At 36.8% G+C, this 17469-nt stretch carries 20 protein-coding genes; all 20 read left to right on the forward strand.

The window, feature by feature from the left end:
* Positions 1–6 precede the first annotated feature (6 nt).
* Positions 7–1233: a type VII secretion protein EssB gene (essB, locus tag B7721_RS01090; RefSeq protein WP_084877093.1), complete on the forward strand. Its 1227-nt coding sequence runs from the start codon at positions 7–9 to the stop codon at positions 1231–1233.
* Complete coding sequence (gene essC / locus B7721_RS01095; protein ID WP_084877094.1) at positions 1234–5679, forward strand: type VII secretion protein EssC; 4446 nt, start codon at positions 1234–1236, stop codon at positions 5677–5679.
* Positions 5680–5721: 42 nt separating this feature from the next.
* Complete coding sequence (locus B7721_RS01100) at positions 5722–6129, forward strand: YwqH-like family protein (protein WP_084877096.1); 408 nt, start codon at positions 5722–5724, stop codon at positions 6127–6129.
* A gap of 12 nt (positions 6130–6141) precedes the next feature.
* Positions 6142–6414, forward strand: coding sequence for a hypothetical protein (locus tag B7721_RS01105; RefSeq protein ID WP_084877097.1), 273 nt, complete (start codon positions 6142–6144; stop codon positions 6412–6414).
* 1 nt (position 6415) lies between these two features.
* Positions 6416–7066, forward strand: a complete 651-nt coding sequence (locus B7721_RS01110) for a DUF4176 domain-containing protein (protein ID WP_049505352.1) — start codon at positions 6416–6418, stop codon at positions 7064–7066.
* Positions 7063–8532, forward strand: coding sequence for a hypothetical protein (locus B7721_RS01115; RefSeq protein ID WP_084877099.1), 1470 nt, complete (start codon positions 7063–7065; stop codon positions 8530–8532). Before B7721_RS01110 ends, B7721_RS01115 begins: the two co-directional genes overlap by 4 nt.
* Positions 8533–8563: 31 nt before the next feature.
* The gene (locus tag B7721_RS01120; protein WP_084877100.1) at positions 8564–9361 is read left to right on the forward strand and encodes a hypothetical protein; all 798 of its coding nucleotides are present in this window, start codon (positions 8564–8566) and stop codon (positions 9359–9361) included.
* A complete protein-coding gene (locus B7721_RS01125) occupies positions 9361–9672 on the forward strand; it encodes a DUF4176 domain-containing protein (RefSeq protein ID WP_084877102.1) in 312 nt (103 codons plus the stop codon). Before B7721_RS01120 ends, B7721_RS01125 begins: the two co-directional genes overlap by 1 nt.
* 82 nt (positions 9673–9754) lie before the next feature.
* Positions 9755–10882: a hypothetical protein gene (locus B7721_RS01130; RefSeq protein WP_084877103.1), complete on the forward strand. Its 1128-nt coding sequence runs from the start codon at positions 9755–9757 to the stop codon at positions 10880–10882.
* Positions 10883–10885: 3 nt separating this feature from the next.
* A complete protein-coding gene (locus B7721_RS01135) occupies positions 10886–11692 on the forward strand; it encodes a hypothetical protein (RefSeq protein ID WP_084877104.1) in 807 nt (268 codons plus the stop codon).
* Positions 11692–12003 (forward strand): DUF4176 domain-containing protein, encoded by a 312-nt coding sequence (locus B7721_RS01140; RefSeq protein WP_084877106.1) that lies wholly within the window; start codon positions 11692–11694, stop codon positions 12001–12003. The genes B7721_RS01135 and B7721_RS01140 overlap by 1 nt, the downstream gene beginning before the upstream one ends.
* 113 nt (positions 12004–12116) lie before the next feature.
* The gene (locus B7721_RS01145) at positions 12117–13241 is read left to right on the forward strand and encodes a hypothetical protein (protein ID WP_084877107.1); all 1125 of its coding nucleotides are present in this window, start codon (positions 12117–12119) and stop codon (positions 13239–13241) included.
* A 14-nt stretch (positions 13242–13255) separates the two neighbouring features.
* Positions 13256–14074 (forward strand): hypothetical protein, encoded by an 819-nt coding sequence (locus tag B7721_RS01150; RefSeq protein ID WP_084877109.1) that lies wholly within the window; start codon positions 13256–13258, stop codon positions 14072–14074.
* A gap of 11 nt (positions 14075–14085) precedes the next feature.
* Positions 14086–14892 carry a hypothetical protein gene (locus B7721_RS01155; protein WP_164497070.1) on the forward strand — a complete coding sequence of 269 codons (807 nt, stop codon included), beginning with the start codon at positions 14086–14088 and terminating at the stop codon, positions 14890–14892.
* A gap of 139 nt (positions 14893–15031) precedes the next feature.
* Positions 15032–15232 carry a hypothetical protein gene (locus B7721_RS01160; RefSeq protein ID WP_142358570.1) on the forward strand — a complete coding sequence of 67 codons (201 nt, stop codon included), beginning with the start codon at positions 15032–15034 and terminating at the stop codon, positions 15230–15232.
* Positions 15210–16052 carry a hypothetical protein gene (locus tag B7721_RS01165; RefSeq protein ID WP_061421781.1) on the forward strand — a complete coding sequence of 281 codons (843 nt, stop codon included), beginning with the start codon at positions 15210–15212 and terminating at the stop codon, positions 16050–16052. Before B7721_RS01160 ends, B7721_RS01165 begins: the two co-directional genes overlap by 23 nt.
* Positions 16052–16237 (forward strand): DUF4176 domain-containing protein, encoded by a 186-nt coding sequence (locus B7721_RS01170; RefSeq protein WP_084877112.1) that lies wholly within the window; start codon positions 16052–16054, stop codon positions 16235–16237. The genes B7721_RS01165 and B7721_RS01170 overlap by 1 nt, the downstream gene beginning before the upstream one ends.
* A gap of 53 nt (positions 16238–16290) precedes the next feature.
* A complete protein-coding gene (locus B7721_RS01175; RefSeq protein ID WP_084877113.1) occupies positions 16291–16686 on the forward strand; it encodes a YwqH-like family protein in 396 nt (131 codons plus the stop codon).
* 8 nt (positions 16687–16694) lie between these two features.
* Positions 16695–16994, forward strand: a complete 300-nt coding sequence (locus B7721_RS01180; protein ID WP_084877114.1) for a variable surface protein mvspG — start codon at positions 16695–16697, stop codon at positions 16992–16994.
* A partial coding sequence (locus B7721_RS01185; RefSeq protein WP_084877116.1) for a hypothetical protein occupies positions 16991–17469 on the forward strand: 479 nt, incomplete at its 3' end. The genes B7721_RS01180 and B7721_RS01185, both read left to right, overlap by 4 nt.

The raw sequence follows: 17469 nt of genomic DNA on the forward strand, positions 1-17469 counted from the left end.
GAAAAAATGTTTGAAGCAGATCAACTACAATTTGTGAAAGAGGACAATCAAATATCAGTTCGAATTTCTTCATCAGGTTATCGAAGAGAACAACTTGAATTGATTCAAGAATATTGTCCAGTAGAAATAGTTCAAAAAGATGGAGTTCTTTCTTTGAATTATATTATTCCCGGGTATTTTAAAACAGTTAAGGAAGAAATTTTAAATAGAAGTACGGAGCTTGAGCGTTTTAGTTTGGCACAAAGCATGTCGGTATTAGTTCATTCTGAAAATGATTATAAAATTCCGTATATCCATCCTGAAAACATCATTGTTTTTGGCAGTAATGTACAAATGTTACATTATGGAATCGAAAAATTACTTGCACCACAGCAGTATAGTTCGGAATTCTATTTAGAGTCTTATAAAGCTTTAATGATTTCTATTTTACTACCTAAGGTAGATTTTGACTTAGTCATCCATGGGATTGATGCAATAAAGGAAAAGGTGGCACAGGATATTAGTCCCTTAGAGAGTGTAGCTGATGTCAATAAATATATTGCAGAAAAGTATGCAAAATTATCAGAAGAGAGTTCAAAAGCTAATTTGTTGGTGAACAAGAAAAAATGGAAGGCTCTGTTAATAGGGGGAGCCTTGCTTGCAACAACCACAGTGGTCTTAAGTTTTGCAACTTATAAGTCTATGTTTAAAGACGGCCCCCTAAAATCATCAGTCATTATGGCCCAATCAAATTTCATGCGAAAAGACTATTCTGAAACAGTTGAATCATTAAAAAATTATGGTGCAGAATCATTGCCAAAGGAAGCTAAGTATATCTTAGCAGCAAGCTATGTCCGTTTAGATAGTTTGAGCGATAAGCAAAAGGAAGTTATTTTAAATACGATTACAGAATCAACAGATGATACAATTTTTTATTATTGGATTTATCTTGGACGTGGAAAATTTGAAAAAGCTCTAGATGTGGCACAAAATATCGGGGACACACAGTTGATTTTACACGCTTATACAAATCTATATGAATCAGTCAAAGCAGATATCAATATGAACGGTTCTGAGAAACAAAAGAAACTTGAAGAATATGAAAAGAAAATAAAGGAACTTTCTGCTGAGATTGGAGAAGCTACTACAAATAGTAGTGATACAAAAGCATCTACAAATGGTAGTGATACAAAAGTATCTACTGAGACCACAACTCCTAAGGACAACCAAACAAAAGAAAAGAGTGAACGATAAATGAAGGCAAAAAAGCTAGAATATGATCATCAACTGGGAGACCAATTAGGAGAACTTCATAAACCTCTTTATACCTTGTTGATTGAACAAGAAAAACTGGAAAAAATAGATTTGTTTGAAGGACAAGAGGTAAGAGTAGGTACTAACGAGTATACAGTAGAAGGCAGAAGAGTCTATCGAAATGGTAAGGAATTAGAAAGAGGAAAATCTACCTTTGATAAAGAAACTGTAACCTTATTGGTCCCTGAAGAAGATATTTTTATCACTTATATTTTTCCGCCACAACGATTTATTTGTAGCAAGAAAGAATCAGCTGACATTAGTTGGTCACTTTCAAACCAACTTATTTTCTCAAATAATCAAGTACAGGTTACTCTTGGGGAATCTCCGATCTATCTAAACGACTGTCTTATCAAAGAGGAAGGGCTTTATCCGTTTGAAGTGGGAAACCGAATGAAGGTTTCTAATTATTTTATAGAAAAAAGAAAAAACCAGTGGAAGATTGGATGTCTTTTTGAAGAACCACAATTGAATAAGAATCGAATTCTGATACAAGAAAAAAATAATGAGTATCCGATGGATTTTCCAGAGTATAGAAGGAGTCCGAGAGTCAACCCTATTATCCATAGTGGGAAAATCATTATCAATCAACCTCCACAGCCGATAAAGCCACCCAAAAACTCGCTCATCCGAGCCATTGTCCCAGCTTTAGGAATGTTTACTTTGACTGCATTGAGTTCAATTTGGACAAAAGGGAATCCTGTAATGATGCTAGGGATGGGTGGTTTTAGCCTCCTTACGGCAGCGACAACTATGAGTCAGTATTTTGAGGAGCGAAAGGATACCAAAGAACAGGAAAAAAATCGTATTCAAGATTACGAAGTATATTTATTAAAACAAGTATCCGACTTAGAAAGATACTACAAAGAAGAAACTAATATTTTACATTACAATCAACCGTCAATATCAACCATTACTGAGCTGATTGCAAAGTATGATTCTAGAATTTATGAGCGAATGGATTATAATGAAGATTTCTTACAGGTGTCTTTAGGATTAGGAGATAAATTAAGTCAGCTAGAGTTGCAAACAAATTTTGATGAGCAAAGTAAAGATGAAATATCGCAGTTTGCTCGAACAGTCTTGCAAGACTACAGTTTGCAAAAGAAAGTTCCGATCACGGTTAATATCTTTGAAGCGACAGTTGGTCTTGTTGGAAACAGTGAAGTAACTAGGACAGCTGTGTATAATATGCTATTACAGATGGCAATGTTCCATAGCTACTTAGATGTTAATTTTATCAACCTTGTTCAAGAACAGAGATATGAGAAAGATTGGTCTGAGTGGCGCTTTCTCCCTCATTTTAATATGCAAGAACGAAATATTCGTGGTTTTGTTCATGATGCCAGAAGCCGTGATGCTGTTCTAAATTCGCTTTACCGTATCATTCAAAAACGTTCCCAAATTAAACGTGAAATGGGGGAAAAAGATGCGCGCTTTAAACCTCATTATGTCTTAACGATTATGGATGACTCCCATTTACTTGGTCATAGTTTGAATGAGTATCTAGCCAAGGATTTGACAGAGTTGGGTGTAACAGTCATTTGGGTGAAAGAGGCACGTCGTCTTTTGCCAGAAACTATCACAACTCTGATTGAATATAAGAATCAAAATCTAGGTCAAATCATTAATGATGAAGGTGCCTATAGTGCTCAAACCTTTATTCCCCACCCGCTGTTGGATTGCTATGAAGATTCTATTCGTACTTTAGCAAATCTAAAACATATGGAAGTAGAGAAGAATACGATTCCTAAATCTGTTACTTTTTTGGAACTTTATCAAGTCAGAGAAGTTGAAGAGTTACAGGTTGCGTCTAGATGGTCCAAAGCGGATACTTTTAAAACGTTAGCGGTGCCATTAGGATTGCGTGGGAAAGATGATCAGGTGGAGCTCAACTTACATGAACGTGCACATGGACCACATGGCCTCGTAGCAGGAACTACTGGTTCGGGTAAATCAGAGATTCTTCAGTCGTATATATTATCCATGGCTGTGAATTTTAGTCCAGAGGATGTTGGATTTCTTACCATTGACTTCAAGGGTGGTGGGATGGCGAATCTTTTCAAAGATCTACCACATATGCTTGGGTCTATTACTAACTTAGATGGCGCGGCTAGTGCGCGTGCCTTAGCTTCTATCAAAGCAGAGTTACAAAAACGCCAACGACTATTTAATCAATTTGGTGTCAACCATATTAATGGATACACTAAATTATATAAGGAAGGGCAAAAATCTACTGACAAATCAGGCTATCCAGACAAACCATTACCTCATCTCTTCCTGATTAGTGATGAGTTTGCTGAATTGAAAGAACATGAACCAGAATTTATGACAGAGCTGGTTTCGACAGCCCGTATCGGACGTTCGCTTGGGGTCCATCTAATTCTTGCTACACAAAAGCCATCAGGTGTCGTGAATGATCAAATATGGTCAAACTCGCGTTTCAAACTAGCTTTAAAAGTGTCAGATGAGTCTGATTCAAATGAAATTATCAAAACACCAGATGCAGCGAGTATTACTGAACCAGGGCGTGCCTACTTACAAGTAGGAAATAACGAAATCTATGAGTTGTTCCAGTCTGCTTGGAGTGGTGCACATTATGCCCCGCAAATAGAGGGAGTTCAAGAAGTTGTTGATGAACGAATTTGGTTGATTAATGACCTGGGACAATATGAATTGCTATCTGATGACCTATCTAAGGATGAAAATTATACTGCTGATCAGACGGAAGAAATCACGGAACTCTCAGCTGTTGTAAACTATATAGCAAGAGTGAGCAAGACTGTGCCTCTCAACCTGCCAGATAAACCGTGGTTAGAACCACTAGAGACAGCCATCATATCCCCTCAAACAGATATTCACTGGACCGATGAAAAAGTATTGGCCGTTCCCTTTGCTCGAATGGATATTCCAACAGAGCAACGTCAAAAGGATTATCATTTTGATTTGGAAAAAATGGGGCATACAGTTTTCTATGGTTCACCTGGTTTTGGGAAATCCCTAGCTCTTCAAACTCTAGTGTTAAATCTCGCTCGTTTGAATACTCCAGAGCAAGTACAAATCAATTTATTTGACTTTGGGACAAATGGACTCTTGCCACTAAAAGATTTACCTCATATAGTTGATTTGACAAGATTTGATGAAGAAGAAAAACTGGTTAAGTTTTTAAAACGTATTGACCAAGAGTTGAAGATTCGCAAGGAGAAGTTTGCCCTCTATAATGTAGCAAGTCTTTCCCAATACGAACAAAAATCAGGTGAGAAACTCCCTGCTATCCTTACTATTTTTGACGGCTTTGATACTATAAAAGACACACCACTAGAAGAAGCCATTGAAAGTATGATTAACCGCCTCCTACGTGAGGGAGCGAGTCTTGGGTGTTATGTGATTTTGACAGCACTCCGCTCAAATAGCCTTAAAATCAGTATGTCAAGCAATATCACCTCGCGCTTGGCCTTTTACCTGGTTGATGAAGGAGCTTCTAAGGAAATTATCGGACGCGATGCTTTAATTCAACAAGAAATTTTTGGTCGTGCCCAGTTGAAAGAAGATATCCCTTATGCCATTCAGGTTTATCTTCCAATAAGTGGAGAAGGGGACATTGAGCGCCTATATAACTTGGAAGAAGAAGTCAAGTTGATTGCAAGAAGCTGGACAGGAGTTTGCCCAGAACCAATCCCAATGTTGCCAAATGAAGTGACGCTTACACACTTTAGTAATCATCCTAAAGTACTTGAGATGTGGTCGAGAGGGGAATTACCAATAGGGTTTGATAAAGAAACAACGGATCCTCAAGGGTTTGTTCCCGACAGAGATGGGTATTTTGAATTCTTATATGATACCCCGCAACAATTGGAATATTGTGAAAATAGTTTGATACCAGGTCTGAATAGATTAGTAAATATTGAAAAAATATTATTAAATACCAATAATAGTTACAAAAAAACAGAAGTATTTGATAAAATTATTGATAGAGATAATATACCTAGTTTCTTTAACGATATTCAAGGAGAAATTGAAAGCCGTCACAATGGTAAAGAGGCTTCAATGATGTACGTATTTATCCCAGAAGCGCATATGCTGGGGACTTTATTAAATATGAAAGTAACCGAGGATGCATTTAAAAAGATTGTTAGAAATAGCGGAAAAGTTCACATTCATTTTGTATTTATGGGAGAACAACAAGCTATTAGTGTAGGCTACTTAGATGTTGACAAGGTCTTAAAGAGCAATGTTCCTGCTGGATGTGTTGGAACAAGGTTCAAAGATCAAAATATTTCAAAAGTACAAACGAGCTTCAGCGAGCCAGTTGTAGCAGAGGATGAGACAAACTTTTTTGTGGGTAGAATAGGTTATCGTTTACGATTGGTTACAGATAATGGATAGAATCTTTAACATAAGTTGATAAAAAACAAAGGAGATATAGCTATGTCTCGTGATTACAGTTATGAGATTTACTCTTTACGACAACAGATTTCAACAATGTCCAGTGAAAGAGCAGAAATATTAAATAAAATAAGTATTCTAAAACAGAATAAGAGTAAAATACAGAGCAAGAAAAGCGCAATTTCAGAACAATTGTCTCAATACGATTTGATAAAGGCAAAAGCTACTTCTAATTTTGCTGGAAATAGAAGAGATGATTTTAATAATAAAATAGAGACTCTAAAAGGATCGATTTCCCAATGGTTGGAGAATACCCAGAATAATATTGATTTGATTGACCAAAAAATCTCAACCTATACGGCTGAAGCTTCTAATTTAGCAATTGGTATGAATTACGCTAGCCAATCACTAAATACTTATATTTATCTTCAAAGCCAAAATGAAGATTAAGGGGGGAGAGTTATGGGAGAAATAAAATTAGATTATAATATTTGGTCTGTTGATGTTGTTTCATATTCTTCATCAATTGATGCTTTGTCCGATCTTTCAAAACCTGCCTTGAGCGAGAATGACTTACAACCTTTCCTTAAAATTAATACGATGATAGATGAGTTAAACAGTTCGATAAAAACATTTAAAAGCAATTCAATAGATCAGACTAGGAATATGTCCAAAGCTGTAGCGAATAAAGTGTCTGATGATGCTGCTGGGGCTGCAGGTTTTAGAGGAGGATGAGATGATTTCACAAGAAATGTTATGGGCGCAGTATTTTACAGAGTCCTATCTTGGATTTAAGCCAAATTCACTCATTGATCAAATCGCCAAAGCTATTATTTATAGACCAGATTTATTTAGAACATTGGTTTCAAATTTGTCTCAGAGTGATATGAGTTATGAATACAATCCAACAATTGGAGCAAGTATTGATTTTCGCTTCAATAAGGGAGAGGTTATTATCACTCGTCTTGGGGAAACTCAGCTTTTTTCCACATCTGAGTTTGTGCGTTTACTTGGATTAATTGATAAAATTTATACAGAAATTCTGCCATTAGGTAGTGTTATTCAAATAAATAGAGAAAAGTTACCCAAAGATGCTCTTGAGGATTTTATTGAAGAAATGCCTATCTATGTATTAATTACAGGACAACGGGTATCAATTGAAAACAAATTTTATCTAGATTACACAGGATATTTTTGGCCCAAAGGTTTGATTCCAAATCAAGAAACCTTAGTTATATCCGATGACATGATTGCATCCGTCCTTTTTAGGGGGCCAGAGAAGAATGATATTCAGGAACAACATGTCTTAAACCTACGTCGCCAACTACTTGCAAAGGATCTGGATTCTTATACTTTTCACAATTATCAAATGGAGGCTAGCCAATGAAATATAAGTATTCTGAATTATTGATAGCGCGCGAGGGACTTTATCGTTCAAAAAGTGGATTTGAGGATAAGATTCTAGCAGCGATTCAAGGGACTCGAGAGTTGATTGGCACCGAAAGTTTTCGTTCGGCCACCAAAGATGCGATTAATGCAGAGCTGAGTAATTATAACCTGCCTTTATTATTTAGTTACCATGATTTAGCCAATGGTTTATATAATGAGTGGGATCGGCTGATGTTACGCTTTCAGGAGTTGGTTGATGAGCATAGTCCTGCTGCTGTCATTGATACGTCAGAATTTTCTGGTTTAAAAACAGCTGTGGGAAAACCGACTCAAGAGATTTTGAACTTGATTGCCCATCCAGACCTGACAATAGCTTACTCTGCAATTGGAGGCATGGTTGGTATCAGCAATCCTTCTACAGCAGATATCAAAAGCCATAAGGAAGAAGCCCTGCAATCTCTTCGTACAACTGAAAGTCGGATGGAATCATTTAATGGTGAATTGTTGGGGAACGGTGTGACCACTACCCTCTCCACAATCGCAAGTGGTTTGAGTCGGTCTCGCAAAGCTGTTGCTATGACAGACCCTTATCACAATGTAGAAGCCCTTGCAATTTTTAAGGACACGAAGTTACGGGATCAACAGATCGAGAATTCTAAAACTCTGCACGAAGAACTAATCCGTTATATTCGACATTATAATCCAGAAACGGCCTTTGACTTGAGTCAGATGAGTGAGCAGGAACTACAGACCTTGGGTCGTACGATCTCTCTTGTCTCCCATGGGAATGGCGGTAAGAAACCTCAGGAGCTGATTGATTTCTTGAAAGGGAATGAAGTTACGTTTGAGAAGGAGATCACAGTATATGACGATGGTCAGCACTATCTCAAGAGCAAAATCCAGATAAAAGGTCACTTTAAAGGGGAAAGTGCCATCACTTTTAACACTAAATATAAAGATGGTAAGTTAAGTCAAGAAGGAGAGTATAGCGTAGGGGGACTGAGTACAGATTTCCTAGAAGAAAAGCCCAATTATAAGACGAAGATAGGGCTAAAGGACTATTCTATAACGGGTGAGTTCAGTCTAGCAGACAAGATTAGTTCAAGCTATAGCAAACTTGCCCCCAACCTTTCCATTGGCTTTGGCTACAAGAATCGCTCGGTTGAGGTTGGTACCAAGTCAGAGGATGGCTACCGCGTGACTTATGTGAAGGAACATAATCAGGTCAAACAAGACTACGCAACAGTTAAAACGACTAACGAGACGGGAGTGAGGACGGTGGATCATCTCACTCAAACTTTTAATACAACTGGTGAGTTAGTTGGTAATGCTTTTAATTGGGTTGTAGAACATCCTAAGGAAGTAGTAATTGGAGTTGTAGTAACGATTGCATTCCTCTTTGGTGGTGAACTTGTCACAGCTGGAGGTGCTTTGCTAGCTTATTTAGCTAGTTTATTTGCATAAATTAGTTTATAATTTTTTATAGGAGTTTTTTATGTTAGATAATATTTCTAAGAATATCTTGAATTGGTCATCAGTTAGAATTTGCAGTATACTGGAAGTTTATATTTTATTTTATCTACGTTGGACAATTATAGCAACAGCAATTAGTTTATTATTTGTAAAATCAACCGTCGTGACTACATTATTGCTTATATTTCTAATATTACTGACTATTATCGTTGTAATAACTCATTTTTTAGTAAATCACGTTGCAGAAGTTATTTTATACGAGCAAGTGAATTTTACAAAATATGTTTCTCTTTTAACTGAAACTTATGAAAGGCGTCCTGATAATAAAATAGGGAATTTAAATGCATTAAATATGGGTTTGGCTAGATGTTCGTTTTATCAAGGAAATTTTAGTGAGGCAATCCAATATACTGAACGAATAAGAGTTAAACGTTCTAAATGGAATGTAAAGCGTATCTATGAACTAAATATCGTATTTATAGAATCATTATCCTATCTTCATTTAAGAGAGATAGATGATATTTCTAAACTTTCAATACCTTGTGATTGGGAAAAAATTAAAAGAATTGACAAAAATAGAATGTTGGATTTAATTGAACCAGTATCAAAAATACTCAATGGAGAAGTGAATGACTACTTCGACACTACCGAACCTAAAAATAAGCTAGCTCGAATCATGTTTTCTTATTATGGAGCCCTCAACGCTCAATTAAAAGGAGACGAAGCTCGTTCTCGTAGTTTGTTTGAAAGCATAGCCCATGAAAATCCAGAACTCTTTTATGTTCAGGAAGCGCAGAAATATTTAGAAGGAGAAAATTGATGTCAGAACGTACTGCTTTACCGATTGGGAGTGTTGTTCGAGTGAGAGAAGGTGTAGAGCCTGTCATGATTATTAATCATTGTCCAGTTACTGAAAAGGACGGCAAGCAAGGTTATTTTGACTTTGGAGCTGTCAGTCTTCCACTAGGGCTTATGAATCAAAACATTATCTTCTTTAACAAAGAGGATATTGATGAAGTGCTCTTCTTTGGTTACATTGATCGTAGATTTCAAGACTTTTTGAGTCGTTATGATGAGGAAGTCTCAAAAATCACCTATGACCATTTCACCATAGAAGACTTCAAAAAATGACATACAAATCCTAGAATTTCATTCTAGGATTTTCTATATGGCGAGAAAATGTTATAATGAAGAATAAGTAGAATGGTCACTGATGTATCATAAATATCCAGACCTGACAATAGCCTACTCTGCAATTGGAGGTATGGTTGGCATCAGCAATCCTTCTTCCGCAGATATCAAAAGCCATAAGGAAGAAGCCCTGCAATCTCTTCGTACAACTGAAAGTCGGATGGAATCATTTAATAGTGAACTGTTGGGGAGCGGTGTGACCACTACCCTCTCCACAATCGCAAGTGGTTTGAGTCGGTCTCGCAAAGCTGTTGGTATGACAGATCCTTATCACAATGTGGAAGCCCTTGCGATATTTCAGGATACGAAGTTACGGGATCAACAGATCGAGAATTCTAAAACTCTGCACGAAGAACTAATCCGTTATATTCGACATTATAATCCAGAAACGGCCTTTGACTTGAGCCAGATGAGCGAGCAGGAACTACAGACCTTGGGTCGTACGATCTCTCTTGCTTCCCATGGGAATGGCGGTAAGAAACCTCAGGAGCTGATTGATTTCTTGAAAGGGAATGAAGTTACGTTTGAGAAGGAGATCACAGTATATGACGATGGTCAACACTACCTTAAGAGCAAAATCCAGATAAAAGGTCACTTCAAAGGGGAAAGTGCCATCACTTTTAACACTAAATATAAAGATGGTAAGTTAAGTCAAGAAGGAGAGTATAGCGTTGGAGGTTTGAGTACAGATTTCCTAGAAGAAAAGCCCAATTATAAGACGAAGATAGGGCTGAAGGACTATTCTATAACGGGTGAGTTCAGTCTAGCAGACAAGATTAGTTCAAGCTATAGCAAACTTGCGCCCAACCTTTCCATTGGCTTTGGCTATAAGAATCGCTCTCTTGAGGTTGGTACCAAGTCAGAGGATGGTTATCGTGTTTCCTATGTTAAAGAACATAACCAGGTCAAACAAGATTACGCAACAGTTAAAACGACCACTGAAACAGGGGTGAGAACGGTGGATCATCTCCAAAGGACATTTGACTATGTCGCAGAACACCCCGTTGAGTCTATTGTCGCAGTTGTTGCTGTAGTTGGTGCTGTAGCATTTGCCCCTGCTGTAGGTGCTGCTTTTGGAAGTGTAAAACTAATAGAAGTTGCGATTGGTATCCTTATCGGAGTATCTATTTTTAATGATAAAGGGAAGTAATATATGAAATTAGTAAAAAAAATAGTCAGTTCAGCAACGGAGGATGTCTTACTTCAAATAGAGACTATTAGTCAGGTAAGTTATATCATATCATTAGTTATCGGAGTATTAGCAGTTTTTTTAGAACACCAACCTGAAACAAAAAGGTGGGGGATAATACTTGCTTTACTGATGTCGCTTGTAGTCATGTGGGTTTTATATCTACGTTTTGTCCTAAACAAGGTTATTTATCTAATGTTAAACGATGCTATTAATCTTAAACTCTATGAAGACATGTTTAGGGTTCAGTCCGAGAAATCCATTAAGATTTTTAGGGCAACATATCGTGAGTATTGCCAATTTATCCAAGGTCAAGTGGCTTATCTAAAAGGAGATTTTCAATCTGCCAAGGAAAATATGTCCAAATATGATTTGAAGAAAATTTGGAAGAGATTCAGGAACCATACATTTTTAATATCAACCTATGAGCTATTAAAAGTTTCCATCCATCTTCAAGATGCGCAAGATATTGCTTTCTTTGAGGAACAATTGTCCAAGGCGCCAGATTTTAAAGGAGGCAAAGCTAAACTAGTCGCCCAAACTCAAGCCATAAAAGATATTGTGTTTAATAAAGAAGCGAACGACTACTTCGACACCACTGGGCCAGAAAGTAAGTTAGCTCGAATCATGTTTTCTTATTACGGAGCTCTCAATGCCCAATTAAAAGGAGATGAAGCTCGTGCTCGCAGTTTGTTTGAAAGCATCGCCCATGAAAATCCAGAACTTTTCTATGTTCAGGAAGCTCAGAAATATTTAGAAGGAGAAAAGTGATGTCAGAACGTACTGCTTTACCGATTGGAAGTGTTGTTCGAGTGAGAGAAGGTGTGGAGCCTGTCATGATTGTTAATCATTGTCCAGTTACTGAAAAGGACGGCAAGCAAGGTTATTTTGACTTTGGAGCTGTCAGTCTTCCACTAGGGCTTATGAATCAAAACATTATCTTCTTTAACAAAGAGGATATAGATGAAGTTCTGTTCTTTGGTTACATTGATCGTCAATTTCAAGACTTTTTGAGTCGTTATGATGAGGAAGTCTCAAAAATCACCTATGACCATTTCACCATAGAAGATTTCAAAAAATGACATACAAATCCTAGGATTCTATTCTAGGATTTTCTATATGGTGAGAAAATGTTATAATGAAGATTAGGTAGACTGGTCACTGATGTAACCTATCTGAAAAGGACCAGGAAGTATTGACAGCGGTAGCGATGACCCTATCAGGACATCCAGATGTTTTTCGGGCCTGTTATATAGCTTTTATGAATGACGAACCTAGTTATCATTATCATCCAATGATAGGGGCGCCGTTGGAGTTTTTCTATGATAAAGAACTCGTGCGGATTCGGCGTCTCCAAGAAGAAGTCACCTTACCTCGTTCGCTTTTTATCCAGTATGCTTCCTATGTGGATCTCTGTTTAAGTCGTATCTATCCTTTGGGTACTGTTGTCGAACTTGATCGTGAGCTTCTTCCTAAGGACTTGGTTGAGAATTCTAAAACTCTGCATGAAGAACTAATCCGTTATATTCGACATTATAATCCAGAAACAGCCTTTGACTTGAGCCAGATGAGTGAGCAGGAACTACAGACCTTGGGTCGTACGATCTCTCTTGCCTCCCATGGGAATGGCGGTAAGAAACCTCAGGAGCTGATTGATTTCTTGAAAGGGAATGAAGTTACGTTTGAGAAGGAGATCACAGTATATGACGATGGTCAGCACTATCTCAAGAGTAAAATCCAGATAAAAGGTCACTTCAAAGGGGAAAGTGCCATCACTTTTAACACTAAATATAAAGATGGTAAGTTAAGTCAAGAAGGAGAGTATAGCGTTGGAGGTTTGAGTACGGATTTCCTAGACGAAAAGGCCAATTATAAGACGAAAATAGGGCTAAAGGACTATTCTATAACGGGTGAGTTCAGTGTAGCAGACAAAATTAGTTCAAGCTACGGGAGACTCGCACCCAACCTTTCCATTGGCTTTGGCTATAAGAATCGCTCTCTTGAGGTTGGTACCAAGTCAGAAGATGGCTACCGCGTGACTTATGTGAAGGAACATAACCAGGTCAAACAAGACTACGGAACAGTTAAAACAACCACTGAAACAGGGGTGAGAACGGTGGATCATCTCACTCAAACTTTTAATACAACTGGTGAGGTAGTTGGTAGTGCTTTTAATTGGGTTGTAGAGCATCCAGTTGAAACGATTGGACTTACTCTTGTAACAGTTGGGACAATTCTTGCTTTTTCTACTGGGGTTGGTGAGGTAGCAACTGCTGTAGTTGCATTATTTGTAGGGATTACGGCGTTATTTAATAGCTAGTTATGGAGTGTTATATGAAAAGAGCTATAGAAATTATTAGAACATGGTCAGCTGATAAAATAGAATTAATTTTTCTTAAAATTATATTTAAATATTTGCTGTATTTTTTAGTGTTTTCAACAGTAATTGTTTATGTCTATATTTTTAACCATTCATCGACCACTTACACCAAGGTATTATCAATATTTCTTGTCTTTGTTATATTGTTTATTCTTCTATCTAAACTATTACTTGATAAGGCTTTAATTGATATTTTATCTCAAGATATCAATTTAGCAAAGTATCAAGAAATAGTTGCTAGAGCTGAGGAAAATTCTTTAAATAGAAATGTTCAAGTTCTTCCAAAATATTTGGCAAATGCAAGAGTATCCTTTTATAGAGGACACTTCCAAGATAGTTTAGAATTGCTGAATAAAATAAAAAATAGTAATCTAAAAAAATCCAAAAATCTGTACTATGTATTTAATATCAAGTATTATAGCATCCTAAACTTGGTTCATTTGAATGATTGTTTAGAATTGAGAGAATTGATGATAGAAATTGAAGGGCTAACAAGTAATGTTCAATCGCAAATTTTAAAATATCAGGAAGAAATTTTGAGTTTAAAGGCTATTGTTGATATCTATTGTAATAAAATATCAAACGACTACTTCGATACCACAGAACCAGAAAATAAGTTAGCTCAAATCATGTTTTCTTATTACGGAGCTCTCAATGCCCAATTAAAAGGAGATGAAACTCGTACTCGCAGTTTGTTTGAAAGCATCGCCCATGAAAATCCAGAGCTCTTTTATGTTCAGGAAGCGAAGAAATATTTAGGAGCAGAGGAATAAGAGAGTAATATATGAAATTAATTGAAAAAATAGTAAGTAGGGCGACAGAGAATATTCTTCTACAAATTGAGACTATTAGTCAGCTTAGTTCAGTCTTAGGAATATCTTTGGGAGTGCTGGCAGTGATTCTAGAATCTAAAGGTAATGAAAAATTATGGTCGTTAATATTTATATCAATGATGTTGGGATTCCTTATTCTTGTTTTATATCTACGAGTTGTATCCAATAAGGTAATCTATTTAATGTTACACGATTCTATAGATTTAGAGGTATATGAAGCTATGTTTAAGGTTGAAGCTGAAAAATCTATTAAGCCCTATAGAGCAACGTACCAAGAAAATTTCCATTTTGTTAAGGGACAAGTGACTTATTTGAAAGGAGATTTTCAAGCTGCGAAAGAAAATTTTGAAAAAATTAATTTAAAAAAAGTTTGGAAGAGATTTAGTACAGACATATTCCTAAGATTAACTTATGGTCAATTGTTGGTTTCCATTCATCTTCAAGATGAACCAGCTATCACTTTCTTTGAGGAACAATTGTCCAAGGCGCCAGATTCGAAAGATGGTAAGGCTAAACTCGTTGCTCAAGCCCAAGCCATAAAAGATATTGTGTTCAATAAAGAAGTGAACGACTACTTCGATACCACAGAACCTGAAAATAAGCTAGCCCGAATCATGTTCTCTTATTATGGAGCTCTCAATGCCCAATTAAAAGGAGATGAAGAACGTGCTCGTAGTTTGTTTGAAAGCATCGCCCATGAAAATCCAGAGCTTTTCTATGTACAGGAAGCTCAGAAATATTTAGAAGGAGAAAACTGATGTCAGAACGTACTGCTTTACCGATGAGGTTGGAACTAAGTCAGAGAATGGTTATCGTGTTTCCTATGTGAAAGAACATAATCAGGTCAAACAAGATTACGCAACAGTTAAAACGACTAACGAGACGGGAGTGAGGACGGTGGATCATGGAGAACAGATATTAAAAGCGGGGAAAGTAGTAGTTGCTACAGTTTTTGTTATTGGTGCTATAATTTATGGTGTTACACTTAGTGCATCTACATTTGGATTTGGAGTCTCGATAGCGGCTCCAGTAATAGCGAGCGCCCTCTTATATTTAAGTTCTACAATGGAGGATAATGATGAAAGAAATATTAAATAACTATTCGTTGAAAATATCTGGATTTGAAATTCCAAAATTATATAATTTGACAAAAATAGTATACATTTGCTTATTTCCTATAGTTTGTCTAGCATTTATAGGGATGGTTGTTGAATTATTTAAAGGTGGGGAAATGAATTTTATGAAATTCATTACTTATACGGTAGTATGTTTTGGGTTTGAGACACTCCTTTCATTAAACAATAAACTAGTTAAATTAGCTGTAGATAATATCCTTTTGACGGATATTAATTTCGACAAGCACATAAGTTATTATCGTTATGTGGCTGAACACTCAGTCAAGTCTCAACAACTGTTTAATAATGCAAATTGTTTACTAGCTATTGCCCAAGCGTCATACTACCAAGGAAAGTTTGAAGAAACACTTGATAATTTGGAACGAATAAATTTTGAGGATAAAAATTTTAATAAGAAATTTGAGATCCAATTGTCCACAGCTTACTTTAAGATTCTTTCTCTAATCCATGCTGATAAAACAGAAGAAATTTCGAACCAAATCGATATGTTAGCTACATTAAAAGTTCGAACAAATTCTCAGGTTACTAGGCAGACGAATGCAATAAACATAATACAAGCTATAGAGGATCTTGTTTTAAATAAAATATCAAACGACTATTTCGACACTGCTGAACCAGAAAATAAATTAGCTCGAATCATGTTTTCTTATTATGGAGCCCTCAATGCCCAATTAAAAGGAGACGCAGCTCGTGCTCGTAGTTTGTTTGAAAGCATCGTCCATGAAAATCCAGAGCTTTTCTATGTTCAGGAAGCGAAGAAATACTTAGAAGGAGAAAACTGATGTCAGAACGTACCGCTTTACCGATTGGGAGTGTTGTTCGAGTGAGAGAAGGTGTGGAGCCTGTCATGATTGTTAATCATTGTCCAGTTACTGAAAAGGACGGCAAGCAAGGTTATTTTGATTTTGGAGCTGTCAGTCTTCCACTAGGGCTTGTTAATCAAAAGGATATGTATATGGGTTGTTGATTCTACGCAAAATATGCTAAAATGAAGTACAGTTTATAAAAAGGAGAAGGGAAATGGGGTCGTATTATAAACAAATTGCAGCTAGATTTCGTCGACAAGCTGCTGAAGCTCAAAGAGCAAAAAGTGTAGTTGACGGGAAGATATCTAGATTAAGAAAAGCTAGCAGTAGTTTAGCAAGTGAGATACAGTCTATTGATAATCGTGCAAGATCTTTAGGTCAGATTCTTCCTTTAGATTCCTCTAGTTTTAAGGGGAGTCGTCAGCAAGATTTTGAAGGTCATTTTTATAATTTAGGAACGAATATTACTAATTTTCGAGATAGCCATAACAATAATAAAACTGCTATTGAGGATAAGATACGTAGTCTGGAAACTCAATCAAGTGAACTACAGTCTGCAATAGCATCATATTATCATCAGGCTCGTGTCTATGAATATATGGAGGATTAGGGAGAGAAATGGTAGATACAGGTGTAAATCAATCCAGTTGGAACACTATTACAAGAGATGTTTCTACTTCAACTACAGGAATCGGTAAACTAAGTGATATGCGATTTAGTCGCACAGATCTTACCCCTTTTACCACTTTTAATGACGTTTTGGAGCACTTTAACAAGTCTATTGTTACTTTGAAAAATTTTACCAGCTCAGATGCTCTAAAAATGGAACAAGCCGGACAGAATAAGATAGATGATGACACGCATGAAGCAGGGGCTATCGCAGCAGGAGCTATCGCATCAGGAGGGTTGCGACCATGAAGGAAGAACAAATGATTTTATTTGCCCGAGCTTTGTCGAGATGTAACCTGTCTGAAAAGGACCAAGAAGTATTGACAGCGGTAGCGATGACCCTATCAGGACATCCAGATGTTTTTCGAGCCTGTTATATAGCTTTTATGAATGACGAATCTAGTTATCATTATCATCCAATGATAGGGGCACCGTTGGAGTTTTTCTATGAAAAAGAACTCGTGCGAATTCGGCGTCTCCAAGAAGAAGTCACTTTACCTCGTTCAGTTTTTATCCAGTATGCTTCCTATGTGGATCTCTGCTTAAGTCGTATCTATCCTTTGGGTACTGTTGTGGAACTTGATCGTGAGCTTCTTCCTAAGGATTTGGTTGAGTCATTTGAAAGCGAACAGATGGACTTTTTTGTAGTCATTTCAGGTCGTCGAGTTGATTTGGATAATGGTCATTATATGGACTACATCGGTCATGGCTATCCATTTGGATT

Source organism: Streptococcus oralis subsp. oralis (assembly GCF_002096445.1).
Lineage (GTDB): Bacteria > Bacillota > Bacilli > Lactobacillales > Streptococcaceae > Streptococcus > Streptococcus oralis_N.